Source organism: Streptomyces sp. NPDC030296, assembly GCF_055572815.1.
Genome location: NZ_JBVICQ010000009.1, coordinates 174324 through 199343, shown reverse-complemented (window position 1 = coordinate 199343; position 25020 = coordinate 174324). Strand labels below are relative to the sequence as shown.

The 25020-nt window shown below is 71.4% G+C and carries 14 protein-coding genes and 4 pseudogenes; 6 read left to right on the top strand and 12 right to left on the bottom strand.

What is annotated here, in order from left to right:
* Positions 1–37: 37 nt before the first annotated feature.
* A complete protein-coding gene (locus ACZ4Z3_RS26075) occupies positions 38–838 on the bottom strand; it encodes a crotonase/enoyl-CoA hydratase family protein (protein WP_468503273.1) in 801 nt (266 codons plus the stop codon).
* A 212-nt stretch (positions 839–1050) separates the two neighbouring features.
* Between ACZ4Z3_RS26075 and ACZ4Z3_RS26070 the strand changes: the two genes are divergently transcribed.
* The gene (locus ACZ4Z3_RS26070; RefSeq protein ID WP_468503272.1) at positions 1051–2670 is read left to right on the top strand and encodes an acyl-CoA synthetase; all 1620 of its coding nucleotides are present in this window, start codon (positions 1051–1053) and stop codon (positions 2668–2670) included.
* A 73-nt stretch (positions 2671–2743) separates the two neighbouring features.
* On the opposite strand, the gene ACZ4Z3_RS26065 is transcribed toward ACZ4Z3_RS26070, so the two are convergent.
* The 3 genes and pseudogenes from ACZ4Z3_RS26065 to ACZ4Z3_RS26055 all read right to left on the bottom strand — a co-directional run bounded on the left by ACZ4Z3_RS26065 (position 2744) and on the right by ACZ4Z3_RS26055 (position 5512).
* Positions 2744–3097: a DUF6193 family natural product biosynthesis protein gene (locus tag ACZ4Z3_RS26065; protein WP_468503487.1), complete on the bottom strand. Its 354-nt coding sequence runs from the start codon at positions 3095–3097 to the stop codon at positions 2744–2746.
* Between the two features lie 12 nt (positions 3098–3109).
* Positions 3110–3943, bottom strand: a pseudogene (locus tag ACZ4Z3_RS26060) (alpha/beta fold hydrolase); the annotation flags it as partial.
* 69 nt (positions 3944–4012) lie between these two features.
* Entirely contained in the window at positions 4013–5512 is a 1500-nt protein-coding gene (locus tag ACZ4Z3_RS26055; protein WP_468503271.1) for an acyl-CoA synthetase, read from the bottom strand.
* 229 nt (positions 5513–5741) lie between these two features.
* On the opposite strand from ACZ4Z3_RS26055, the gene ACZ4Z3_RS26050 reads away from it, so the two are divergent.
* Together ACZ4Z3_RS26050 and ACZ4Z3_RS26045 are read left to right on the top strand one after the other, a co-directional pair.
* A complete protein-coding gene (locus ACZ4Z3_RS26050) occupies positions 5742–8156 on the top strand; it encodes an acylase (RefSeq protein WP_468503270.1) in 2415 nt (804 codons plus the stop codon).
* 82 nt (positions 8157–8238) lie between these two features.
* Positions 8239–9056, top strand: a pseudogene (locus ACZ4Z3_RS26045) (SAM-dependent methyltransferase).
* Positions 9057–9059: 3 nt separating this feature from the next.
* Here ACZ4Z3_RS26045 and ACZ4Z3_RS26040 read toward each other — a convergent pair.
* From ACZ4Z3_RS26040 to ACZ4Z3_RS26025, 4 genes are all read right to left on the bottom strand, one after another.
* A complete protein-coding gene (locus tag ACZ4Z3_RS26040; protein ID WP_468503269.1) occupies positions 9060–10640 on the bottom strand; it encodes an acyl-CoA synthetase in 1581 nt (526 codons plus the stop codon).
* Entirely contained in the window at positions 10637–11749 is a 1113-nt protein-coding gene (locus ACZ4Z3_RS26035; RefSeq protein WP_468503268.1) for an NAD(P)H-dependent flavin oxidoreductase, read from the bottom strand. The genes ACZ4Z3_RS26040 and ACZ4Z3_RS26035 overlap by 4 nt, the downstream gene beginning before the upstream one ends.
* A 180-nt stretch (positions 11750–11929) precedes the next feature.
* Entirely contained in the window at positions 11930–12868 is a 939-nt protein-coding gene (locus ACZ4Z3_RS26030) for a hypothetical protein (protein ID WP_468503267.1), read from the bottom strand.
* Positions 12865–14508 (bottom strand): serine/threonine-protein kinase, encoded by a 1644-nt coding sequence (locus tag ACZ4Z3_RS26025; protein ID WP_468503266.1) that lies wholly within the window; start codon positions 14506–14508, stop codon positions 12865–12867. Before ACZ4Z3_RS26025 ends, ACZ4Z3_RS26030 begins: the two co-directional genes overlap by 4 nt.
* Positions 14509–14720: 212 nt before the next feature.
* Between ACZ4Z3_RS26025 and ACZ4Z3_RS26020 the strand changes: the two are divergent.
* Together ACZ4Z3_RS26020 and ACZ4Z3_RS26015 are read left to right on the top strand one after the other, a co-directional pair.
* Positions 14721–14885, top strand: a pseudogene (locus ACZ4Z3_RS26020) (sigma factor-like helix-turn-helix DNA-binding protein); the annotation flags it as partial.
* Positions 14868–14988: pseudogene (locus ACZ4Z3_RS26015) on the top strand (glycosyl hydrolase); the annotation flags it as partial. The pseudogenes ACZ4Z3_RS26020 and ACZ4Z3_RS26015, both read left to right, overlap by 18 nt.
* 143 nt (positions 14989–15131) lie before the next feature.
* On the opposite strand, the gene ACZ4Z3_RS26010 reads toward ACZ4Z3_RS26015, so the two are convergent.
* From ACZ4Z3_RS26010 to ACZ4Z3_RS26000, 3 genes are all read right to left on the bottom strand, one after another.
* Positions 15132–15923 (bottom strand): leucyl/phenylalanyl-tRNA--protein transferase, encoded by a 792-nt coding sequence (locus ACZ4Z3_RS26010; protein ID WP_468503265.1) that lies wholly within the window; start codon positions 15921–15923, stop codon positions 15132–15134.
* Positions 15920–19195 carry an amino acid adenylation domain-containing protein gene (locus ACZ4Z3_RS26005; RefSeq protein WP_468503264.1) on the bottom strand — a complete coding sequence of 1092 codons (3276 nt, stop codon included), beginning with the start codon at positions 19193–19195 and terminating at the stop codon, positions 15920–15922. The genes ACZ4Z3_RS26010 and ACZ4Z3_RS26005 overlap by 4 nt, the downstream gene beginning before the upstream one ends.
* Before the next feature lie 72 nt (positions 19196–19267).
* Positions 19268–22453: a putative bifunctional diguanylate cyclase/phosphodiesterase gene (locus tag ACZ4Z3_RS26000; RefSeq protein WP_468503263.1), complete on the bottom strand. Its 3186-nt coding sequence runs from the start codon at positions 22451–22453 to the stop codon at positions 19268–19270.
* Positions 22454–22827: 374 nt separating this feature from the next.
* On the opposite strand from ACZ4Z3_RS26000, the gene ACZ4Z3_RS25995 reads away from it, so the two are divergent.
* Complete coding sequence (locus ACZ4Z3_RS25995; protein WP_468503262.1) at positions 22828–24018, top strand: MFS transporter; 1191 nt, start codon at positions 22828–22830, stop codon at positions 24016–24018.
* A 54-nt stretch (positions 24019–24072) separates the two neighbouring features.
* Here the strand turns inward: ACZ4Z3_RS25995 and ACZ4Z3_RS25990 are convergent, their stop codons facing one another.
* Positions 24073–24921, bottom strand: coding sequence for a TetR/AcrR family transcriptional regulator (locus ACZ4Z3_RS25990; RefSeq protein WP_468503261.1), 849 nt, complete (start codon positions 24919–24921; stop codon positions 24073–24075).
* Positions 24922–25020 lie beyond the last annotated feature (99 nt).

The following is a 25020-nucleotide window of genomic DNA, read 5'->3' as shown; positions in this document are numbered from 1 at the left end:
GGGGCGCCTGCGGCCGGGAGCCGCCCCGGCGGAGCGTTCACGCCCGTTTGTAGACGGGGGGCCGTTTCTCGGCGAAGGCGCGGGCCCCCTCCTTGGCGTCGTCCGTGTCGAAGACCGGCCATCCCCGTTTCAGCTCGGCGGCCAGTCCGTCCGTCTCGCTCATCTCGGCCGTCTCGTACACGGACGCCTTGACGGCCTCCACGGCGAGCGGGCCGCACGCGTTGATCCGCTCGGCGATCTCCAAAGCATTGGCCAAGGCTTCGCCGTCGGGTACGACATGGCCGACCAGCCCGATACCGGCGGCCTCGCGGGCGGAGTACGGGCGGCCGGTGAGCAGCATCTCCAGCGCGTGGGTGCGGGGGATCTGCCGCTGGAGGCGGACCGTGGAGCCGCCGATCGGGAAGAGGCCGCGCCGCACCTCGAAGAGGCCGAAGGTGGCCGACTCCCCCGCGACGCGGATGTCGGTGCCCTGGAGGATCTCGGTGCCGCCCGCGACGCAGTGGCCCTCGACGGCGGCGATCACGGGTTTGCGGGGCCGGTGGTGGCGGAGCATCGCCTTCCAGTGGAGGTCGGGGTCGGCCTTGAGCCGCTCCCGGTGCTGCTCGCCCTCCATGCCCCGGCCCGCGAGCGCCTTGAGGTCCATCCCGGCGCAGAAGGAGCCGCCGGAGCCGGTGAGGACGATCGAGCGGACCTCGTCGTCGGCGTCGGCGGCGAGCCAGCCGTCGTACAGGCCGACGAGCATCGACAGCGAGAGCGCGTTCTTGGCCTCGGGCCGGTTGAGCGTGAGCACCAGTGTGGCGCCTTCGCGCCGCACGGTGAGGTGTTCCGTGCCACCCATCGCTTCCTCCCGTGGGGCAGGGCGAGAACAGGTTCCGTCTGCGGAACGAGAACAGGTTGCAGGAGGCGAGGAGCCAGTACAAGAGTTTTCTGACAGTCAGTCAGATTTCTTCTGCGCGAGCCCTTCACAGTCACGGCCCCCTTTGCTCTGATGACCGGCAACCGACGGATGGCAGCCACCCGCCAGGCGCGCCCGGGGTCAGGAGGAGCACGGTGGAGTACAACCTTGCCGACCTGTTCGAGTCGGTGGTCGACGTCGTCCCGGACCGGGCGGCGCTCGTGTATCTCGACATCCCCGGTACGGGCGCGGACCGGCGGCTCACCTACGCGGAGCTGGACGCGGCGGCGAACCGGATCGGCCACCATCTGCTCGACAGCGGGCTGCGACCCGGTGAGCACGTGGGCCTGCATCTGTACAACGGCGTCGAGTACCTCCAGACCGCGCTGGGCTGCCTCAAGGCCCGGCTCGTACCCGTCAACGTCAACTACCGCTATGTCGAGGAGGAGTTGGTCTACCTCTACCGCGACGCGGATCTGGCGGGCCTGGTGTTCGACGCGGAGTTCAGCGGGCGTGTGGCGAAGGCCGTGCCGCGGACGGAGAAGCTGCGGCATCTGGTGCGGGTGGGGACCCCCGCGCCGGACACGCCCGACCTGCCCGTGACGGACTTCGCCGACGCCGAGGCCTCCGGGTCGCCGGGGCGGGGCTTCCCGGCCCGCTCGGGTGACGATCTGTTCATCATCTACACCGGCGGCACGACGGGCATGCCCAAGGGAGTGATGTGGCGTCAGGAGGACCTGTTCTTCTCCGGGTTGGGGGGCGGGGCACCGACCGGGGAGCCGGTGAAGGCACCGCGGGAGCTGGCCGAGCGGGTCGCGGCGGGCGGTGACGGGATCACCTTCTTCCCCACCGCGCCGCTGATGCACGGCACCTCCACGCTCACCGCCTTCATCGGGTTCAACTTCGGCCAACGGGTCGTCGTCCACCGCAAGTTCGTGCCCGAGGAGGTGCTGCGGACGATCGAGCGGGAGCGGGTCACCAGTGTGTCGCTGGTGGGCGACGCGATGCTGCGCCCCCTGATCGACGCGCTGAACGGCCCGATGAAGGGCACGGACTGCTCGTCGCTGTTCAGCGTGTCGTCGTCCGGCGCCATCATGTCGGAGACGGTGCGCCGGCAGTTCCAGGCCCTCGTACCGAACGTGATGCTGCTCAACAACTTCGGCTCGTCGGAGTCCGGCTTCAACGGCACGGCGACCGACGACTCGGGGGCGGGCGACGGCTTCAGGATCCGCGTCCACGCCCGCACCCGGGTGGTGGACCCGGCGACGTACGAGCCCGTCCCGGTCGGCGTACCCGGCCGGGTCGCCCAGCGCGGCCATGTGCCCCTCGGCTACTACAACGACCCGCGGAAAACCGCCGAGACCTTCTTCGAGAAGGACGGCGAGCGCTGGGTGCTCCTCGGCGACATGGCGACCGTCGACGAGGAGGGCGTGGTCACCGTCCTCGGCCGGGGTTCGCAGTGCATCAACACCGGCGGCGAGAAGGTGTACCCGGAGGAGGTCGAGCAGGCGCTCAAGGCCCACCCCGATGTGTACGACGCGCTGGTCGCCGGGGTGCCGGACGCCCGGTGGGGCAACCATGTGGCGGCCGTGGTGCAGCTCCGCGAGGGTGCGGCCCGCCCGACCCTGGAGGACATCCAGACCCACTGCCGCACCCGGCTCGCCGGGTACAAGATCCCCCGCCAGCTCGTCCTCACCGACACCATCCAGCGCTCCCCCAGCGGCAAGGCGGACTACCGGTGGGCCCGGTCGGTGGCGGTGTCGGCGGACGGGTGAGAGCCCCTGGCACCGCCGCGCGGGGCGACCACGACGCGGCTGCGGCCACGACCGGCTGCGGCTGCGGCTGCGGCTACGCCGAAGGGCCGGCGTCCGGCTCCGGCCACGGTCCTTCGACGGCGGGCCCGCAGTCGTCCGGCAGATGGGCGACGACGAGCGCGGCGGCCTCCTCCGGGGTGGCCGTCTCACCGAGGACGTCGGCGGACCGGGCGGCGTACACCAGGTAGCCGGTGAAGCCTGTGGCGATGGATGGAAGGTCGTTGCTCCAGGGGAAGTCGGTGTTGCGGTGGAAGAACAGGGCGCCGTGGCTGGGGAACGGGTACAGCCCGCGGAGTCTCGGCTCGGCGTACGCCGCCTCGATCACCTCGGGACAGCCCCGGCGCGCCTCGGGGTGCCCCTCCCGCAGCATGCGCCAGGTTCGCTCCACCACCGACTCGTCACCGGCGAGGAAGGTCGTGACACGGCGTACGAACCACTCCGGGTCGTCGAGCCAGGGGAAGTGCCCGGCGCCGGGCTGGATCGAGTACTCGCCCTCGGGGAAGAGACCGGCCGCCTGCCGGACGAGCCGCGGGGTCGGGCCGGTGTCGAGCGCGCCGCCGAGGTAGAGGACAGGGGCGGTCAGTTCGGTGAGGGCGGCTCGGGTGGCCTCGGGGTCGTACGCGCCGGCGGAGCCGTAGGCATCGGCGGCGGCGTCGTTGGTCTGTGTCACCTCGGCGGCCGTGTGGGCCTCGGCGGCGTCGTCCCAGCGGCCGTAGAAGAACGGCATCATCTCGTCGTCGAAGGGGCCGCGTCCGGTCCAGGCGGCCTCGAAGTGCGGGTACGCGTCGGCGAACCAGGGCTCGTCCTCCCGGAGGCGGGCCGCCGCGAGCCGGTCCTCGACGGTCACCGGCAGGCCCAACGCCCAGGGGGTGGCGGTGATCAGGGCCAGTCGGGCGATCCGGTGCGGGTGGCGGGCCGCGTACAGCGTGGCGAGGTTGCCGCCGGCCGAGTGGGCGAGGACGTCCACGCGTTCCAGGCCCAGGTGCGCGCGCAGGGCCTCCACGTCGTCCACCTGCCGGTCGCACCGGTAGGTCGCCGGGTCGCCCGGGACCGCCGAGCCGCCCGTGCCGCGCAGGTCCAGCAGGATCAGGCGGCGGTGGGCGGCGAGTCCGCCCAGGTCGCCCAGGTAGACGGAGGCGCGCATGGGGCCGCCGGGGAGGACGATCAGCGGATCGCCCTCGCCGCGCACGTGGTAGGCGAGTTCGGTTCCGTCGGGTGCGGTGAAGCGTGGCATGGAGTCGATCTTGCTGGCCGGGGGCGGGCGGCGCAACGGAGTTCGAGGGGAACGGCGCGGGAGCGGGGCTCAGGGCCGCGCGTACCGGTCCCTCAGTTCCCGCTTGAGGATCTTCCCGCTCGCGTTGCGGGGCAGCTCGTCCACGAAGAGCACCTTCTTCGGCGCCTTGAAGTGCGGAAGCTTCTCCCGTGCGTGGGCGACGAGTTCGGCTTCCGTGACCTCGCCGCGGGGGACGACGACCGCGGTGACGGCCTCGATCCAGTGGTCGTCGGGCAGTCCGACGACGGCGACCTCGGCGACCTGGTCATGGGTGTAGAGGGCGTCCTCGACCTGGCGGGAGGCGACGAGGACGCCGCCGGAGTTGATGACGTCCTTGACCCGGTCGACGATGGTGAAGAACCCGTCGGCGTCCCGGACCGCGAGGTCGCCGGAGTGGAACCAGCCGTCGCGGAACGCCGCGGCGGTCTCCTCGGGCTTGTCCCAGTAGCCCTCGCACAGTTGCGGGGACTGGTAGACGATCTCACCGGGGGTGCCGTCGGGCACGTCCGCGCCCTTGTCGTCGACGACCCTGGCCTCGACGAACATGACGGGACGCCCGCAGGAATCCATGCGGCCCTTGTGCTCGTAGGGGCCGAGGACCATGGCGAGGGGGCCGATCTCGCTCTGGCCGAAGCAGTTGTGAAAGGCGAGCTTCGGCAGCCGCTCCTTGAGGCGCTCCAGGACGGGCACCGGCATGATCGACGCCCCGTAGTACGCCTTGCGCAGCCCGCTGAGGTCGCGGCTGTCGAAGTCGGGGCGGTTCGACAGCGCGATCCACACGGTGGGCGGGGCGAAGAGGCTGTCGGCGTCGCCCGACTCGACGAGGTCGAGGATCCGGTCGCCGTCGGGCGCGTCGAGGATGGTGTTGGTGGCGCCGACGGCGAGGTACGGCACCAGGAAGACGTGCATCTGCGCGGAGTGGTACAGCGGCAGGGAGTGCACCGGCCGGTCACCGGCGGACAGGTCGAGGGCGGTGATGGCGCTCAGGTACTCGTGGACCAGCGCGCGGTGCGTCATCATCGCGCCCTTCGGCAGAGCCGTGGTGCCGGAGGTGTAGAGGAGCTGGACCAGGTCCTCGGCCTTCGGTTCCTCGGCGTCGTACGGCTCGGTGGCGGCGAGCCGGGTGAGCAGTGAGTCGTCCGCGTCGCGCAGCGGGAGGACGCGGGTCGCGTCGGGGAGGTTCCCGGCGAGGTCCGGGTCGGTGAGGACGAGGGTGCTGCCGGACTGGTCGAGGAGGTACGCCAGGTCGTCGCCGGTGAGGTGCTGGTTGACCGGTACATGGACGAGGCCGGCGCGGGCGGAGGCCAGGAACGCGATGAGATAGGCGTCCGAGTTGTGGCCGTAGGCGGCGACCCGGTCGCCCGGCCCCAGTCCGGTGTCGCGCAGGGCGCGGGCGGCGCGGGAGACGGCGTCGTCCAGTTCGGCGTACGTCCAGGAGCGGTCGCCGTAGCGGATCGCGACACGTGCCGGGGTCCGCCGGGCACTGCGCCGCAGCACCCCGTCGACCGTCACATTGCGTCCAGCCGTCATGATCCGCCCCTTCGTCCACCGGTTCCCGGCGTGATCCTCGTTCGGCCGCGCGAGCGGGGTCAAGCATGCCCCGCACATGGCCGGAATCCGGTCCGCATGGCGTGAAGCAGCTCAACTCCGATCCCTGGTGCACGAGTCAACCAGGGTGAAGATCAACGCACACCTGGACTACGTACGAACGCACTGTCAGGCTCAACCGTTTCTTCCCCCATGACGTCGGGAGGCCCCCATGCGCACCCGTCTGAGACAGCTCGTCGTCTCGGCCGTCGCCCTGCTCACCGCCTCGGCCGCCTTACCCTCGGCCACCGCCGCCGGCGGCGACCGCGGCGGTCACCATCCCTCCCACGGCGGGCTGTCCGCCGTGATCCGCTACACCGAGTACGGCATACCGCACATCGTCGCCGACGACTACGCGGACCTCGGCTTCGGCACCGGCTGGGCGCAGGCCGCCGACCAGGTGTGCGTGCTCGCCGACGGGTTCGTGACCGTGCGCGGGGAGCGGTCGCGCTACTTCGGGCCGGACACCGCGCCCGACTTCTCGCTCTCCTCGGCGACGAAGAACCTCACGAGTGACCTGTACTTCCGGGGCGTCCGGGACACCCGCTCCGTGCGGCGGCTGCTGGAGCGGCCCGCACCGGTCGGCCCGAGCCACGAGGTGAAGGAGCTGATGCGCGGCTGGGCGGCCGGCTACAACGCCTGGCTGAGGAAGAACCGGATCACCGACCCCGCGTGCAAGGGCGCCGCCTGGGTGCGGCCGGTGACGACGCTCGACGTGTTCTCCCGCGCGTACGCCCTGGCCGTCCTCGGCGGCGAGGGACGGTTCGTGGACGCCATCGCCACCGCCCAGCCGCCCGCCCCCGGAGCGGCGCCGAAGGCCGCGGCGCCGGACGCGAAGGCCGCCGCGCGGGCCGCGAGCGAGCTGTTCTCCGCCGGCGACGCCGACATGGGCTCCAACGCGGTCGCCTTCCGCGGCGACACCACGGCGAACGGGCGCGGTCTGCTGCTGGGCAACCCGCACTACCCGTGGGCCGGGGGTCGCCGCTTCTGGCAGGCGCAGCAGACGATCCCCGGCGAGCTGAACGTCTCCGGCGGTTCGTTGCTCGGCTCGCCGATCACCCAGATCGGGTTCAACGCGAAGGTGGCGTGGAGCCACACGGTCGCCACCGGCACCCCCATGAACCTGCACCAGCTGACCCTGGATCCGGCCGACCCGACGACGTACCTGGTCGACGGCAAGGCGGAACGGATGACGAAGCGGAGCGTCACCGTCGCCGTGAAGGACGGCCGGCCGGTCACCCGCACCCAGTGGTGGACCCGGTACGGGCCCGTCGTCACCTCACTGGGCAGCGACCTCTCCCTGCCGTGGACGACCGGCACGGCGTACGCGCTGGCCGACCCGAACACGGGCAACCTGCGGTTCGCGGACACCTCTCTCGGCTTCGCCAAGGCACGCGGAACGGCCGACGTCCTGAAGGCCCTCGGCCGCCACCAGGGGCTGCCGTGGGTGAACACCGTGGCCGCGGACTCCGCCGGGCACACCCTGTTCACCCAGTCCCAGGTGCTGCCCCGGATCACCGACGAGCTGGCCGCGCGCTGCTCCACGCCGCTGGGCCGGGCCACGTACCCGGCGGCGGGTGTCGCCGTCCTCGACGGCTCGCGCGGCGACTGCGCGCTCGGCAGCGACCCCGACGCCCTGCAGCCGGGGGTCTTCGGGCCGGCGAGGATGCCGACCCTGAAGGACGCCCCGTACGCGGAGAACTCCAACGACAGCGCGTGGCTGGCCAACGCGGACCGGCCGCTCACCGGCTACGAGCGGGTCTTCGGCAACGTCGGCACCCAGAGGTCGATGCGCACGCGCGGCGCGGTCGAGGACGTCGCGGCGATGGCCGACAGGGGCGGGCTGACCGTACGGGACCTGCAGAAGCAGCAGTTCGCCAACCGGGTGCCCGCGGCCGATCTGGCCGTCGAGGACGTGGCGCGGGCGTGTGCCGCGCTGCCGGGCGGCACGGCGACGGGCAGTGACGGCACGGCCGTCGACGTGTCCGAGGCCTGCCGGGTCCTCGCGGCGTGGGACCGGACCACGGACACCTCCAGCCGGGGCGCGCTGCTCTACGACCGGTTCTGGCGCAAGCTGACCCGCGCCGTGCCGAACGCGCAGCTGTGGAAGGTGCCGTTCTCGGCCGCCGACCCGGTGAGGACGCCGAACACGCTGAACACGGCCGCGCCCGGCTTCGCCACGGCGCTCGCGGACACGGTGGCGGAGCTGCGGGCGGCGGGCATCGCGCCGGACGCGAAGCTCGGTGACCGCCAGTTCGTCGTCCGGGGCGACAAGCGCATCCCCGTGCACGGCGGCACGGAGTCGCTGGGCGTCTGGAACAAGATCGAGGCGCCGTGGAACGCCGCCGCCGGCGGCTACGCCGAGGTGTCGTCGGGTTCCAGCCACATCCAGGCGGTCGGCTGGGACGGCGGCCGCTGCCCGGTGGCCCGCACCCTGCTGACGTACGGGCAGTCCTCGAACCCGAACTCCCCGCACTACAGCGATCAGACACGGTTGTTCTCCGCGAAGAAGTGGGTGACGTCCCGGTTCTGCGAGAAGGACATCCGGTCGTCGCCGAAGCTCAAGGTGGTGCGCGTGAGCCAATGATCCGGGGAGGTGTGGTGCCGTCCCCCTGTGGGACGGCACCATGCCGTTGGCATATAACCCTTTCCCCGTAGGAGGCGATCCGGTGGCGCAGGACTCGTTACGCCCGGAGACCGACGCTCTCGCCAAGATCGACACGACGGTGCCGCACTCGGCCCGGATCTGGAACTACTGGCTCGGCGGCAAGGACAACTACCCCGTCGACCACGAGGCGGGCGACGCGTTCCGCGCGGTGTTCCCCGGCATCACCGACCTCGCCCGTGACTCCCGCGCCTTCCTCGGCCGGGCGGTGCGCTTCCTCGCCGGTGAGGCAGGGGTGCGCCAGTTCCTCGACATCGGCACGGGACTGCCGACGGCGGACAACACCCATCAGATCGCCCAGCGGGTGGCGCCCGAGGCGCGGATCGTCTACGTCGACAACGACCGCTGGTCCTGACGCACGCGCGGGCCCTGCTCACCAGCACACCCGAGGGCACGACCGACTACGTGGACGCCGATCTGCACGATCCCGCGACCGTGCTGCGCGAGGCGGCACGGACGCTCGACCTCACCCGGCCGGTCGCGCTGACGATGATGCAGGTCTCCGGGCACATCGCGGACTACGACCGGGCCCGCGCCGTCATCGGCACCCTGTTGGACGCCCTGCCCTCCGGCAGCTGGTTCGCCTTCAACGACAGTGTCGACACGCACAAGGCCAACGCCGAGGCCACCCGGCAGTACAACGAGAGCGGCGCCGTCCCGTACTTCCTGCGCGGCCCGGAGGAACTCGCCGGGTTCTTCGACGGGTTGGAGCTGCTGGAGCCGGGTGTCGTCCCGCTGAACGACTGGCGCCCCGATCCGGCGGAGGGCACCGGCGGGTCCGGCGAGGTGATCGCGCTCGGCGGGGTGGCGAGCAAGCCGTGACGCTCACACGGTCCGCTGCCGTCCCTCCCAGTACGGTTCGCGCAGCCTCCGCTTGTAGAGCTTGCCGTTGGGGTCGCGGGGCATCGCGTCGGTGAAGTCGACGGTCTTCGGCCGCTTGTACCCGGCGAGTTCGCGGGCGCAGTGGGCGAGGATCTCCTCGGCGAGCGCGGGCCCGGGGGTGAAGCCGGGGGCCGGTTCGACGACGGCCTTCACCTCCTCGCCCCAGTCGTCGTGCGGGATGCCGAAGGCGGCGGCGTCGGCGACGGCGGGGTGGGTGAGGAGGGCGGACTCGATCTCGGCGGGGTAGATGTTGACGCCGCCGGAGATGATGAGGTCGATCTTGCGGTCGCGGAGGAAGAGATAGCCGTCCTCGTCGAGGAGACCGAGGTCGCCGACGGTGAAGAAGTCACCGATGCGGTTCTTGCGCGTCTTGCCCTCGTCCTTGTGGTACGAGAATCCGCCGGTGCTCATCTTCATGTACACGGTGCCGAGTTCACCGGGCGGCAGCCGGTTGCCGTCGTCGTCGAAGATCGCGAGTTCGCTGATGGGCCAGGCCTTGCCGACGGTGCCGGGCTTCTTCAGCCAGTCCTCGGCGGTGGCGAACGCGCCCCCGCCCTCGCTGGCCGCGTAGTACTCCTCGACGCTGTGCCCCCACCACTCGATCATGGCCCGCTTCACATGGTCCGGGCAGGGGGCGGCGCCGTGGATGGCGTGCCGCATGGACGACACGTCGTAGCGGGCGCGCACCTCCTCGGGGAGCGCGAGAAGCCGGTGGAACTGGGTGGGGACCATGTGGGTGTGGGTGCAGCGGTGGGTGTCGATGGCGCGGAGCATGCCCTCGGGGGTCCACTTGTCCATCACCACCAGCCGGTGCCCGATGTGCAGGGACGCGCCCGCGAACTGCAGGACGGCCGTGTGGTAGAGCGGCGAACACACCAGGTGGACGTTGCCGTCGAACGGCCTGATGCCGAAGATGCCGAGGAAACCGCCGAGGTACGACTCCTCGGGGAGCTTGCCGGGCAGGGGGCGGCGGATGCCGCGGGGGCGGCCCGTGGTGCCCGAGGTGTAGTTCATCACCCAGCCGAGGGTGCGGCCTTCGGGCGGTGACTCCGGTTGTCCGTCGAGGAGTTCGGGGTACGGGCGGAATCCGTCGACCTCGCCGACCGCGTACCGGTGGCTGCCGGGGAGGCCGGCCTCGTCGGCGGCGTGGCGCGCGGCCCCGGCGAACCGTTCGTGGGCGATGAGCACCTTGGCGCCCGAGTCGGAGACGATCCAGGCGATCTCGGGGCCCACGAGATGGTGGTTGACCGGGACGAGGTAGAAGCCGGCCTGGCTGGCCGCGAGGTAGGCGGTGAGGAACTCCACGCCGTTGGGCAGGACGACGGCGAAGGCGTCGCCGCGTTCGAGACCGGCCGCGCGCAGTCCGTGCACCAGCCGGTTGGCGGCGCCGTGCAGGCGTCCGGCGGTCCATTCCTCGCCGTCGGGGGCGACGAGCACCGGGCGGTCGGGGTCGGCGGTCGCCTGGGCCCAGAACCCCTGCGGGGCCTGCGCCCGCGCGGCGTGCTGCTGGAGGGCTTGGCTCACTGTTCCTCGCTCCTTCCGGCGATCCGGTTGACGCGGTCCACGGCCTGCTCGAAGCCTCGGGTGAGGTCGTCGAAGACGGCCTGGACGCTGCGCTCGCTGTTCATGCGGCCGACGATCTGGCCGACCGGGGTGCCGAGCAGCGGCTCCACCTCGTACTTCTGGATGCGGGAGACCGCGTCGGCGACGAGCAGTCCTTGGAGGGGCATGGGGAGGGCGCCGGGGCCCTGCGGGTCGTCCCAGGCGTCGGTCCATTCGGTGCGGAGCTGGCGTGCGGGTTTGCCGGTGAGGGCGCGGGAGCGGACGGTGTCGCCGGAGCCGGCGGCGAGGAGCTTCTCGATCAGTCGTGGCGAGGGCAGTTCGGCCTCGGTGGTGGTGAGCCAGAGCGAGCCCAGCCACACGCCCTGCGCGCCGAGCGCGAACGCGGCGGCGATCTGCTGCCCGCTGCCGATGCCGCCGGCGGCGAGCACGGGCAACGGGGCGACGGCGTCCACGACATCGGGGGTGAGGACCATGGAGGCGATCTCACCGGTGTGGCCGCCGGCCTCGTAGCCCTGGGCGACGACGATGTCGATCCCGGCGTCGGCGTGCTTGCGGGCGTGGCGGGCGCTGCCGGCGAGCGCGGCGACCAGTACGTCCTGCTCGTGGGCGCGGTCGATGACGTCGGCGGGCGGGGAGCCGAGGGCGTTGGCGAGCAGTCGGATCGGGTAGTCGAAGGCGACGTCCAACTGGGTGCGGGCGACCTGTTCCATCCAGCCGGTGATGCGCCAGCCGGAGGCCTCGCCCTCGGCGAGTTCCGGGACGCCGAACTTGGCGAGGGTGTCCTTGACGAACTGGCGGTGCCCTTCGGGGATCATCGCCTCGACGTCCGCCTCGGTGACGCCCTCCACCTTCTTGGCCGGCATGACGACGTCCAGCCCGTACGGTTTGCCGTCGACGTGGGCCTCGATCCAGTCGAGGTCGCGCTTGAGGTCGTCGGGGGCCGTGTAGCGGACCGCGCCGAGCACGCCGAAACCGCCGGCCCGGCTGATGGCGGCGGCGACGGCGGGGAACGGCGTGAAGCCGAAGACGGCGTACTGGACTCCGAGTTTTCTGCTCAGCTCCGTCTGCATGGTGCGCAGGATGCCGCAGTCCTCCGGACGAGGGAAGGGATTTTCTGATGCACCGTCAGTTTTTGTGCGTCCCCGGCTCCGATGAGGCGCCTGGGGGGTGGGATGGGTGAGGTTGACGGGCGGCTGCGGGTTCGTGTGGGCGTGTCGCGCAGTTCCCCGCGCCCCTTGGGTCGGCTGCCGTCACGGGCAGGTGTATGTGAAGCGCTTGGTGGCCTTGTGGGCGGTGGGGGTGAGGATGTGGAGGTCGACCCGGGCCGTCTGGCGGCCCTTGCCCTCGAAGGTCCACAGGAGGTGGAGCCGGGCCCGGTTCTGGCCCCGGACCAGCACCTCGCGCAGGACGCCCGATTCGGTGCCGTCGCTGCGGGTCCAGCGGTAGGTGAGGGTGCCGGGGCGGCCGTCGGTGGTGACCAGGCCGACGATGTCCACCGTCTTGTCGCAGCCCAGCACCGCCGGCCGGGCCTTGACCGCCACCGTGCGCACCTCGACGGAGGGGCCGAGACGCTGCCAGGCGAGGAAGGCGAGGACGCAGAGCAGCACGAACGCGGGCAGCGCGTGTCGGCGCAGGCGGCGTCGGCGCGGGGGCGCGGGGAGCGGCGGCATCGTGGGCAGCGTCCGGTGGGTGCGCTGCGCGACGGTGGCCGTCACACCGGGGCCGAAACGGAGCACGGTGCCGTCGGTGCGGTCCGGCTGCGGCAGCGGCGCCTCCGCACCGGACGGGCCGACCAGCGTGGTGTCCGGCCTCACGAGGGTCGTGTCCGGCTTGACGAGGGTCACGTCCGGTTCGGACGGTGTCCCGTCCCGCTCGGCCGGTGTGCTGTCGGATGCGACGTAGGTGCCGTCCGGCCCGAAGGCAACGGGGGGCGGCCCGGCGGGGGTGGCGTCCCGCGGTGCCGGCGTGGTGGTGTCCGGCTCGATCAGTGTCGTCTCGGGCGCGATCAGCGTCGTGTCCGGGTCGGGACGCTGGATCCACTGGCTGCCGAGGACGGTGGCGCTGTAGTCGGGGTCGTCGTAGCCGGACGTGTCGTGCGGGGCGGGGCGGCCGGCGGTGTCGAGCACCTGGGTGTGCTCGCCGTCCTGGCCCTCGGCGGACGCGGGGTCGCGGTCGTACGGTGCGGTCATCTGATCTCACACTGCCTGGTCAGGAGTTGCTGCGAGGCACCGCCGTCGGCGGAGGCCGGAGTGGTCGTGGCCCGCACCGCCCAGTAGCAGCCCTTGCCCTGGAAGGTGTGGACGACGGTGAGGGTGTACGTGCTGGCCCCGCTGCGCTGGAACGTCTGGGCGGCGCCGTCCGGGGCGAACTGCCGGAGCTCGCCGGACAGCCACGAGACGGTGAGGGAGAACGGCCCGGTGCCGTCCGTGGTGACCTGGATCGTCGCGGTGGCGGTCGTCAGACCCGTCTGCCGGAAGCCCGTCACCGTGATGTCCTTGACGGCGGGCGCGCTCGGGGCGCTGGGAGACGCGCTCGTCGGGGTCGCCTCGGTGGTCGTCTCGGTCGGCGGTGTCGACTCCGTCGTCGGCGGGGCGGTGGTGTCGGACGGGGACGGATCCCCCGTGTCGGTGCTCTCCGATGCCGAGGCCGAGGTCGACGGGCTGGTGGACTCGCCGGGGGTGGTCGACGCCGAGGACGAGGAGGAGGGCGTCCCGGTCGGATCGGCGGGACCCGACGACTCGGCGCCGGGCTCGAAGCTGGTGGTGGCCAGGGCCTGCGCCGCCTCCTGCGGCGTCACCGGGGTGTGCTGCACGCCGTAGGTGAGGAACGCGCCCAGGAGCAGCGCCGCGCCGGACACCGCGAGGCCCGGCCGGCCGGGGCGCCACGAGCGGGCCCACTCGCGGCGCGAGCCCTGGCTCAGGACGGTGCGGGCGGTGTCGGTGGTGGTCTCCGGGGTTCTGCGGGCCGAGGGAAGCAGCAGGGCCAGCAGCGCCACCAGCGCGGCGAGCCGGCCACGGCCGCGTTCCTCCCAGTCGGGCCCGTAGGCGGCACCGGCGACCGCCTCCAGGTCGGCGACGAACTCCTCGGCGTGCGACGGGCGGTCCTCGGGGTTCTTGGCGAGGCCGCGCCGCACGAGGTCCCGCACCGGCTCGGGGACCTCCCCGGCGGGGACGGGCGCGTCGACGTGCTGGAGCGCGAGGGCGGCGAGATTGTCGCCCGTGTAGGGCTTGTGGCCGGTCAGGCACTCGAAGAACGTGGCCGTGGCCGCGTACACGTCGGCGGCGGGCGAGGCGGGCGCGCCGGTCCACTGCTCCGGGGCCATGTAGGAGGGGGTGCCGGCCGCACCGGCCTTGGTGCCGGCGTCCGCCGCGATCCCGAAGTCGACAAGCTTGGACGCCCCGTCCGGTACGACCATGACGTTCTCGGGCTTGTAGTCGCGGTGGACGACCCCGACGCGGTGCGCGTCTGCGAGACCGAGCAGCGAGCCCTTGAGGATCACGAGGGCGGCCTCCGCGTCGAGGGGGCCCTCCCGGGTGAGCAGGGTCCGCAGCGAGACGCCGTCCACCAGCTCCATCACGATGGCGGCGCCGTCGGTGCTCTCGACGTACTCGTACAGCTCGGCGACGTACGGGCTCTCCAGGCCGGCGAGGAGCCGCGCCTCGGCGCGGAAGTCGCGTACGAAGCCGGGCCGGTCACGCAGTGACTCGCTGAGGTACTTCATCGCGACCGGGACACCGGTCTCCTCGTGCACGGCGAGGACGACCCGCCCGCTCGCCCCCGCCCCGAGCTCCAGTGACTCGGTGTACCCGGGCACCGCCCATGTGTTCATTCCAGCCCCCCAAGGCCGCCGTGCCGCCGGAACCCCCACGTCCCGGAGTAGGACCACGCGTCCTGAGACACATTTTCGGCCACTGCGGTTGCGGTCCGACACCCGCGTTCCAGCCCGTGGACTTTCGCCGCGGGTGCAACCGAACCGGGGGCTCGACAGGAACGGATGACATCCGGAGACGGCGCGATGGCAGAGGTGTGGCTAACCGCGCCCGCGTCGGGGCGCGGCTGGAGCGCGAGCAGGTCCGGCGCTGTCTGCGCACGCCGACCGAGGTCCAGCACCAGGCCGTCACCCTGGCGTACTACCGGGGACTCACCCACCGTGAGGTGGCCGAGGCGCTCGCGGTGCCGCTGGGACCGTCAACACGGGACGGGCTCGGCCAGGGCGGCGGGCTGGTCACGCACTCGGCGTACGACGCCGCGTGCGTGCGGCGACGACCACCCCTTCACCCCCGAGGCGTCGGCCCGCAAGGGCGACCTGAGGTAGTGGTGGACCGCGGCCGCGGACACCGTTGTGCTCGATCAGGTTGTTGAGCTCGTTGCCGAGCTCAAGGCCGATGAGGCGGGGGTGGCCGGACAGGTCGGTGTCCTTGTCACGGATCCCTTTACCGGCTTCGAACCAGCTCACTGGCCCGAACCCGTCGGCTGGGCGAGGCGGCGGGCGGGCAAGGTCGCCGTGGGCATCGGGAGACTGTCGTGTGCGGTGCGGTGGAGGTGTCGCACGTACTGCTCTCGCGGTACGAGAACGCCGCCCAGGTCACGGACGTGCGGGCTGTCCCGCTGCGCGTCGAGCAGTTCGCCGCCGGCCTGTGCGAAGCGCGCCGCGAGGTCGGTCACCGCGACCTTCGAGGCACCGGGGCGGCGGAAGAACATCGAGTCCATGCTGAAGACGGATCCGATCTGGACGCCGAAGACGCCGCCGATCAGATCGTCGTCCTCCCACACCTCGACGCTGTGCGCGTGACCCAGATCGTGCAGGCGGACCAGGCTCGTGATCAGCTCGTCGGTGAGCCACTGAGGGACGCGGCCGGCGCGGCATTCGCGGACGACCCCCTCGAACCGCCGGTCCAGGCTGGTCGACCACCGCAGCCGGTTGCGCAGCCGCCGGGCGAGGCTCCGGCTGAGGTGCGGGGCCGAGACGGGCAGCACCGGCCTGGGGTCGGGCGACCACCAGGCAACCGCGTAGGGATCGGCCGATTCCTCGCCCACGAGCGGGATGCGGCCCTCCTGCACCTGATCGGCGAAGACCACGTCATTGAGGGCACGGGTGTACTCGTCGGACGCCGGGAAGGGATAGACCCCGGCGCGGTACGCCGCCAGCAGGCTGTCGGGACTGAGGTCGGCGCCGAAGGCCACCGGACCGTCGGGCGCCGCTTCCAGCACGTCCAGCGCCTCCCAGCAAGGGCATCGCCTCACCACTGCGCCGCTCCCTGCCCTTGGTCCTTCCCCGGCCGGACGGCTCCGTTCTGTTGGAGGAAGTCGATGTATCGGTCCATCATCTCCGCGTCCACCGGCGGAATGTCGATCCCGGCTTCCATCAGCGCCCGCTGCGCGTTGTCGCGGGTGAACTCCGTGAAAACGCCCTGGAAGTACATCTCGCTCACGGAGATGTCGGCGCGCGCGCACCGGTCGACGAAGAGCGGGACGAACGGGGTGATCGGGTCGGTTGGGTGCCCGGCCGCGTACTTCACCAGAGCGGCGATCCACTCGGTGTAAGGGATCACCTGGACCGGGTAACCCCGTCGGCGCAGGCGCTCGGCGAGCGAATTCAGCAGCGTGGGACGGGGGTTGGTGAGGTGGTAGACCTCGCCGCGAGCAGGATGGCGGGTGGAGATGTGCCCGATGGCGCGGGCGAGCTGGTCGGCCGGCAGGAAGTCCAGCGGCAGCCGGACGTCCGGGCACAGCCCGGTCCCCGCGATGAAGTCGATGAGGGCGGCCATCTCGCTGCTGGTGTTCAGCACGCCGGTTCCGCTGCTGCCCGTGACGTCCATCAGGCGGTAGACGGCGACCGGGAGGCCCGCGTCGGACGCCTTCCTCAGCAGCGCCTCGCCGACCCATTTGGTCTCCACGTATCCCACTGACAGGTACTCGGGGAAGCGCAGCGGCGTGTCCTCCGTCACCTCATGTACTCCGGCCGGCCCGAATCCGGCGAGCACCGCCATGCTGGAGGTGAAGTGCACGGGGACGGCCCGGCCGGCGGCGAGACGGATGATCTCGTATGTTCCGTCGACATTGGCCGCGCGCAACTCGTGGTACGGATAGATGAAGTTGACGTGGCCGCCGAAGTGATAGACCGCGTCGATGGTCGACCCCAGCTCCTCGAACCGGCTCGGGGACAGCCCGAGTCCCGGTTTTCCCAGGTCGCCGACGACCGGCTGGACACGATCGCTGGACAGATCGCCGAGGACGAACCGCTGGTGGCTCGCACGGATCCGCTCCAGGCCGTGCTGGTCGTCGGAGGCCCTGACCAGGCAGAGGATCCGTCCCGTCGTCCTGCGCAGCAGCTCGTCGATCATGTACGCGCCGCAGAACCCCGTCGCCCCTGTGAGGAGAACGTCGCCGGGGCGACAGGGGTCCGGAGCCGGCGCGTCACGTCCCACTGCCGGAACGCGCCGATCGGTCTCGGCGGCGAAGTCGACGCTCCCGCCGTCCGGTTGGGCCAGTGTGCCGGCACGTGCCTGGCGCACGGACTCGGCGAACGCGGCGAGTGTCGGATACCGCAGCAGTGAACGGGTCAGGTCGCGGATCTGTGTGATGCCGATGCCGAATACGACGCGGGTCCGCGCGAGCATCTCCATGGCCAGCAGCGAATTGCCGCCCAGCTCGAAGAAGTCGTCATGCGGACGGATGTAGTCCACATCCAGGATCTGTCCCCACAACTGGGCCATCCCCTGCGGCACCGGACGGTCGTCGACGCCGGTCGTCGGCGCCGCTGTCACGGATTCCGGCACGGCCTTGCGGTCGAGCTTTCCGCCGGGCGTGACGGGCAGCCGCTCCACCGCGTGGAAGGCGGCCGGGATCATATGGCCCGGCAGGACCTCGGAGAGTGCCGACCGCAGCCGTGCGCGCAGCAGCGCCTCGTCGTCCGTCGGCGGCGAGGTCACAGTGACATACGCGACGAGGTCCCGGTCGCCGCTGCTGCGCGTCCGGGCCACCACCATCGCCTGGTCGATCTCCGGGTGGGAGACAAGCGCGGCCTCGACCTCGGCCGGGTCGACCCGGAACCCGCGGATCTTCACCTGGTCGTCGACCCGGCCCAGGACTTCCAGGTTGCCGTCCGAGCGCCGGCGGCCCAGATCCCCGGTGCGATACATTCGGCCCCCGGGCGCCGAGCCGTACGGGTCGGGCAGGAACTGCCGTGCGGTCAGGGCGGGTTGCCGCCAGATGCCGCGCGCCAGCCCCGGGCCGCCGACGTAGATCTCACCGCGTTCGCCCGGTGGCACCGGGCGCAACTCGGCGTCGAGCACGTGAACGTGATTCCCCTCCAGAGGCCTGCCGATCGGGGCGACGGCGGTGTCCGGCGCGGCGAGCACTTCCTCGTTCAGGTCGCAGAGCGTGGAGGTGATGGTGGTCTCGGTGAGCCCGTAGGCGTTGACGAGCCGCACGCCGGGGATCCGGTGCAGAATGGCGCGGCAGTCCTTCGTGGTGACGATCTCGCCGCCGACGATGACGAGCCTCAACGACGCGAGGCTCTCGGCGTGGTCCGCGACGGAGACGATCCGATGCCAGTAGGCGGGGGTCAGGTCGGCGACGGTGATCCCGTGCTCCGGGAGGCGGTGCAGCAGCTCGGTGGGCGCCCAGGTGCGCGTTCCCGCGAGGACGAGTGTCGCGCCGCTGATCAGCGGGGCGAAGATCTGCTCCAGCGAGGTGTCGAAGCCGAGCGCCGCGGCGTGCAGCACCCGGTCGCCGGGCGTCAGGTCGTATGCCCGGGCCACCGCGGTGAGGGAGTGTGCCAGTGACCGGTGGGCGATCATCACTCCCTTGGGAGGTCCGGTGGATCCGGAGGTGTAGATCACATAGGCGAGGTCGTGCGGCCCGGGGCCCCGGGCCGGCCGCGGTACCCGCCTCGGCACGTGCGCGGTCAGTTCCCCGGCGTGGAGGATCCGCGCCTCGCACTCGGTGAACATCGGGGCGTGCTCACGGCTGGAGACGATGAGGCGTGAACCGGTCTCCGCCACGAGTCCGGTCATCCGCTGCCGCGGAGTCGCCGGGTCGAGAGGCAGGAACGCGGCGCCGGAATTCAGCACCGCCAGCAGCGCGACGATCAGCTCGGGCACGCGGTCGAGGCAGACGGTGACGACGGACTCCGCGCCGACGCCCGACTCCCGCAGCCGGTGCGCAAGCCGGTCGGCGCGGCCGGTCAGCTCGGCGTAGCTGAGCCGGCCCTCGTCCGAGAGCACCGCGAGAGCAGACGGCTCACGCCGCGCCCGCTTCCGGACCAGCTCGGGCACGGTGCCCGGCCAGGATTCCGGGGACCGCTGCCGGGCGCGGGTGCTCGCGGGCCGCATGTCGGTCCACAGGCGGTCGACCAGGTCCGCGCACCACCCGGCGGACTCCGGTCCGCCGACCTGGCGCCACCCGGCCGGGATCCGGCGATCGGCGGGCCAGATCGCATACTGCTCCTCGTCATTGCGCAGCACGACGCACAGCGCAGCCTCCCCCGTCGGCGGGCGATCACGTTTCGTCACCGTGGGTCTCCCGCCTCGCGCGGAGTTCTGCGGAGTACGACCTGCGCCCCTCGCGTACGAAGGCCGCCGCGCTCACGGCTTCCCTTTCGCGGGTGTCCCGCGCAAACCGGCCAGGCGGCCGAGCGGTGGCGCGAGAACGAGGTGCTCCGCCTCCTCGGCGCTGACCGGCTCGGCGAAGAGGTACCCCTGGCCGAACCGGCAGCCCATGGAGATCAGCGACTCCTGCTGCCTCGCGTCCTCCACTCCTTCGGCGATCACCGTGAGACCGAGGGTGTCCGCGAGATGCGTGATGCCCTCGACCAGCGCGTACTGTTCGGGCGAGCGCCCGAGGCCGTCGATGAACGACTTGTCGATCTTGAGTATCGAGATCGGGAACTCGCGCAGATAGCTCAGCGACGAGTAGCCCGTTCCGAAGTCGTCGATCGCGATACGGATACCGAGGTCGGTGAGCGAGCTCATCTCGGCCAGGATCCGTTCGTCGTTGTACATCAGCACACTCTCGGTCAGTTCCAGTACGAGAGACGACGGCTCGATGGCGGAGAGATCCAGAGCGCGCCGTATCACGTTGTGGAACTGCTCGTCCCGGAACTGACGCGGTGACACGTTCACGCTGACGTAGGGCATGTTACGGTCGGACCTCCCGCCGCGCAGCACGCACTCCTCCCACCGGACCGCCTCGGACGCGGCCTGGTCAAGCACCCACGCGCCGAGCGGAACGATCTGCCCGCTCTCCTCGGCCAGCGTGATGAACTGCTCGGGCAGCACCATGCCGCGCGCGGAGTGGGGCCAGCGAACGAGCGCTTCGAACCCGGCGATCCGTCCGCTGGCCAACTCCACGATAGGCTGGTAAAGCACCATGAAGGAAGTGTCGATCGACGAGCTGTCCAGGCCCTCCTGCAACTTGGCACGCTCAGCCATGCCGCTCTGCAGCTCCGGGTGGTAGCGGCGCCACTGGCGCTTGCCCGCCGTCTTCGCCGCGTACAGCGCGAGATCGGCGTGTGTCAGCAGTTCGACGGAGTCGATGCTGTCCTCCGTCGTCGCGACGCCGATGCTGGCGTACGTGCTCAACGGACCCACACTGAGCCGGAACGGATCGGCGAACGCGGTCATCACATGTTCGGTGAACCGCTCCACGCCCGTCGGTGTGGCGGAGCCCTCCACCAGCAGGGCGAACTCGTCGCCGCCGATGCGCGCGGCGGTGTCGGAGGCACGGACGGTGGTCTGCAGCCGGAGTGACAGCGCGACCAGGAGTTCGTCGCCCACACTGTGGCCGTGTATGTCGTTGACGACCTTGAAGTCGTCCACGTCGACGAAGAGCACGCCGACGATCGTGCCGTCGCGCTGAGCCTGCACCAGGGCGTGGTTGACCCGCTCCTGGAAGAGCAGGCGGTTGGCCAGGCCGGTGAGCGGGTCGTGGAACGCCTGGTGGATGAGTTCGCGTTCGAGCTTGCGCTGTTCGGTCACATCCCGCAGGGTGAGCACCACCCCGCCGACGGTGGCCTCGTCGCGTAGGTCGCTCCACCTCACCTCGACCTCGATGGTCGCCCGGTCGGCGCGGACCATGCGCCAGTGCTCGCGCCTGATCTGGTACTCATGGCTCCCTATCCGGCCGAGCGTCTCGGCCACCGCGCGACTGTCCTGCGGCGGCACCAGATCGACGAGGTGGGTGCCCTCCAGGTGGGCATATCCGAGCAGTTGGTCGGCGGAGGGGCTGGCGTAACGCACCTGGTCGCCGTCGAGGATGAGGATGACGTCGGAGGCGTTCTGTACCAGTGTGCGGAAGTACATCTCGCTGTTGCGCCGGTTGACCTCCTGGGCGAGGGCGATCCGCGCCACGGCAAGTGCGGCCTGCGCGGCGAGAGTCGCCAGCGTTTCGCGTAGCACGAGCAGGTCCCGCTCGTCCCCGGCCACGATCAGTGCCCCGATCAGCGGATCGCCGGAGGGGTGATCCTGCGAGCTGAGCGGGCAGACCAGCGCATGCAGCGCATGCCCCGCGGGGATCGGCGCCTCCTCCTCGCCCGTGAGGTGGGCGGCGAGATCGGGCCCCACACCGTCGATAGTCACCAGGCGGTTCTCGCCGGACGCGATCAGTTCCTGTACGGCTGCGGTCACCGGCGCGGACAGGGGCCCGCGTACGTCGCCGTGCACCCCGTTCAGCCAGAGCGAGTTGTCCGGGACGGTGAGCAGCGCGGAACGCGGCGGGCTGTACGACGTCAGCTCCGTCGCAGCGGAGTGGACGGCGGCGGCCACATCCCGCGGGTCGCCCGCTCCGCCCAGCGACGACACCGCATTGCGCAGTATCCTCTCCCGGCCGACCGCCCGCCGGTGGGTCGCCACCACGCCCGCCAGACGGTAGAGCACAAGGAGGAAGAGCACCGCGGAGAACACCCCGATCACGCCGACGTCGGAACGCACACCGCGTACCGCCTCCGTCAGCAGGATGGCGGGCGCGATCAGCGACGCCAGGGTGAGCAGGCTCAGTCGGCCGGTGCCGGTCTCGGCCCGCCATACCACCGGTTGGGTCAGCGACCGCATGCTCGGATCGAGCGCGGCGGCTGCCCAGGCGCCGTACAGGACGGCCCAGCCGAGATCGACGGCGGTACCCGTGCGCCAGGTCCCGTTCAGTTGAACCAGGCCGTAAGCCACGTCGGCGGCGAGCAGACCGATGGTGCCCACGGTGAGCAGCACGAGCGAGCGGCTCTTGCCGCCCTGGCCGACGAGGAGGCGCAGCAGCATAGCCAGTACGAGGATGTCGCCGAGCGGATAGGCGATGGAGAACGCCTTCTGCACCCAGGTGAGACCCTCGGCGCGGGCGTACGGATCGATGAGGAAGAGCCATGACAGCAGCGCCAGACCGACTGTCAGCGTCAGCGCGTCGACGAGGCTCGCGCGGTCGCGCCAGCTCGTGCGCCAGTGCACGAATCCCAGCAGCCCGGCCGCGTAGAGCGGATATGCCGCGAGATAGAAGCCGTCGGCGATCGATGGGAACGGGACTTCCTCGTCGGGCAACTGGATGAGGATGATCTGGGCGGCCTGGCCCGCGGCGAAGGCGAAGTTTCCCGCGGCGAGCAACAGCCAGGGGAGTCGATGCGCGGGGCGGTTGAGACGGATACCCAGGACAATACCGACGACGCCGGTCGCTCCAATGGCGACGAAGATCAGCCGCTGTTCGGGGAATATGTAGTAGAACGCGGTCAGTACGACGATGCATGAGCTGACAGCGGCCGTCGCGGCCTGGCTTCGCAGTCGGGCGTTCATCCCAACTAACCTCCTGGGAGGGCCACTTGCTGCAGGGGGCGGACCGAGCTGGGCGAACGGCACCGGGCGACGGCGGAGAAGGCCCCGTAGGACCTGGGACCATCGGTCGATACAGGGTCGCCGTTGTACAAGGTCGCCGGAATTCGGGCTTCTTCTCGCCGAGACATCGACGTGTCTTCCCTCAAGCTAACGTGGCCCGCCATTCACCGCACGTGCAGGGGGAGATATAGCGTCCGGAGCGATCCAGAGAGACGACGCTTCGCGTCGCGGGACACCGTGCCATGCGGGAAACTGGAGGACGTGAAATTGGAGGACGCGGAAACCGGACCGGATCCGCCCAGCGACGATCGGCTCCTGATGGAGCGCGGAGTCCCATGCTCTCCGATTACCGCCGGATCTTCACTCCTGCAGGCAGTCTGCTCTTCTCCACCGCGGGCTTCATTTCGCGCCTTCCGCAGTCGATGATCGGCGTCGGCATCGTCGCCATGGTGTCACAGCTCGGCGGCGAGTACCGGCTCGCCGGCTCGGTCTCCGCCACGCAGGCGCTCGCCGGCGCGGCGGTCGGACCGCAGATCTCCCGGCTGGTCGACCGTCATGGCCAGCGCCGGGTCGTTCTCCCGGCGACAGCCGTGACGGTCGCCGCCATCTGTGCGCTGCTGCTGTGCGCCCGGTACGGCGCCCCGGACTGGACGCTGTACGTCGCGGCGGCGGTGGCGGGCTGCATGCCCAGCATGGGCGCGCTCGTCAGGTCTCGCTGGGCCGAGCTCCATAGGAGGGCACCACGGCTGCTGCACACCGCGTACGCGCTGGAGTCGGTGCTCGACGAGGTGGTCTACATCGTCGGCCCGGCCCTGGCGATCACGCTGTCGACCAGCGTCTTCGCGGAGGCCGGACCGCTGACGGCCGGGGTCCTGCTCGCCGTCGGCGTCCTGTTGTTCGCCGCCCAGCGGCGTACGGAACCGCCGGTGCGCCCCGCGCCGCGACGCGCCGGGGGCTCCGCGCTGCGCATCCCGGGGCTCGGCCTGCTGGTGCTGACGCTGACGTCGGTGGGCGCGTCCTACGGTTCGGTGGAGGTCGCGACAGTGGCGTACGCCGGCGCACACGACCACACGGCGCTCTCCGGCCCGCTCCTGGGCGTGTACGCGCTCGGCTCGGGACTGGCGGGGGCGGTCTTCGGCGCGGTGAGCCCGCGGGGGGCGATCACGGGGCGGCTGCTGGTCAGCGTCTGGGTGATGGCCGTGACGATGGCACCGCTGTTGTTCGCGCCGAGTCTCGCGGTGCTGGCGGTGGTGCTCTTTGCGGCGGGCACGGCCGTCGCGCCGACCCTGATCACCACGATGGGGCTGGTGGCCCGTCTGGCGCCGGCCGCCCAGCTCACCGAGAGCATCACCTGGGTCGTCTCAGGCCTCTCCGTCGGGGTGGCGCTGGGCTACGCCGCGTCCGGGTGGCTGATCGACGCGGCGGAGGCCTCAGCGGGCTACTGGGTGGCGTGCGCGGCGGCCCTCCTCGCGGCCTCGACGGTCTCCCTCGCCCTGCCACGGCTGACCCGCGCGGACGCGCGGTGAGTCACCGGCGCCGCATCCCGCGCAGGCGGACCTGTGGCTGACGCCGTGGCCCCCTCAGTCCTGGGCGTCCCGGGTGGGCGGCTTGTCGGGGCCGGTGCGGTTCTGCCGGGGTTCCCGCTCCTCCTCCACACGGAGGAAACGGTCGAGCAGCGCGTCGAGCCCGGCGCCCAGGTCTCCCGGTCCGCCCTGCTCGGCGAGGGTGGCGGCGGTTTCTCGGAGCCTGGGCAGTTCCTGGGGCGGCATACGGTGCAGCCCTAGGCGGAACGCGGGATCCGATTCCTCGGGGTTGTCCACCATGGCCTGCAGTTCCACGGACACATAGCCGAGGACCCAGCCGGTGAAGGCGCGGAAGACGGCGGCGGAACGGGCCTCGTCGAGCCCGGCACCCTGGAGCAGGGCGAGCACCCGCTCGTGATGCCTCAGGACGGCCAGCGGCCGCCGGGCCAGCGGGACTGCCAGCATGCGCGTGGAGAGAAGCGGCATCACCTGGGGGTGAGCCAGACAGACCTCGTGCGTCGCCCGCGCGATCCGGTGGAGTTCGGCGCGCCATGCGGAAGCCCGGTTCCGGGCGTCGACGGCCGTCGTGCCGGGTCCGGGTCCGGGTCCGGGTCCGGCGGTCAGCTGTTCCTCCAGTTCGAGGTACAGGGCTTCGACCAGGCCGTCCAGGAGCGCGTCCTTGCTCGCCGCGTACCGGTAGAGCGCCATCGCTTCCACGCCGAGCTCAGCGCCCAGCCGGCGCATGCTCAGGGCCGAGAGTCCCTCGCGGTCCACCAGCTGCAGGGCGCTGGCCAACACGCGCTCCCGGCTCAGCCGACCGTAGTGGCCACGGTCGCTGGCGCGTCGCGCGGGGCGGACTCCGGGGTCCCCGTCCTTCTTCTGCGCCTTCGCCTCGTCCTTTGCCATGCTTCGCCTCCGCTGGTCGGTGCCCGTGTCCTGTCCGCTCGTGTTGACTCTATGCATCTTCAGGTGGAAAGTGTACGTATACGACGTAAATATACGCGC

Excerpts from the sequence above, each read along its gene's own strand:
- ACZ4Z3_RS26000 (WP_468503263.1), bottom strand. The coding sequence starts at position 22,453 with ATGAACGCCCGACTGCGAAGCCAGGCCGCGACGGCCGCTGTCAGCTCA.
- ACZ4Z3_RS26030 (WP_468503267.1), bottom strand. The coding sequence starts at position 12,868 with ATGACCGCACCGTACGACCGCGACCCCGCGTCCGCCGAGGGCCAGGAC.
- ACZ4Z3_RS25995 (WP_468503262.1), top strand. The coding sequence starts at position 22,828 with ATGCTCTCCGATTACCGCCGGATCTTCACTCCTGCAGGCAGTCTGCTC.
- ACZ4Z3_RS26050 (WP_468503270.1), top strand. The coding sequence starts at position 5,742 with ATGCGCACCCGTCTGAGACAGCTCGTCGTCTCGGCCGTCGCCCTGCTC.
- ACZ4Z3_RS26055 (WP_468503271.1), bottom strand. The coding sequence starts at position 5,512 with ATGACGGCTGGACGCAATGTGACGGTCGACGGGGTGCTGCGGCGCAGT.
- ACZ4Z3_RS26025 (WP_468503266.1), bottom strand. The coding sequence starts at position 14,508 with ATGAACACATGGGCGGTGCCCGGGTACACCGAGTCACTGGAGCTCGGG.
- ACZ4Z3_RS26035 (WP_468503268.1), bottom strand. The coding sequence starts at position 11,749 with ATGCAGACGGAGCTGAGCAGAAAACTCGGAGTCCAGTACGCCGTCTTC.
- ACZ4Z3_RS26075 (WP_468503273.1), bottom strand. The coding sequence starts at position 838 with ATGGGTGGCACGGAACACCTCACCGTGCGGCGCGAAGGCGCCACACTG.
- ACZ4Z3_RS25990 (WP_468503261.1), bottom strand. The coding sequence starts at position 24,921 with ATGGCAAAGGACGAGGCGAAGGCGCAGAAGAAGGACGGGGACCCCGGA.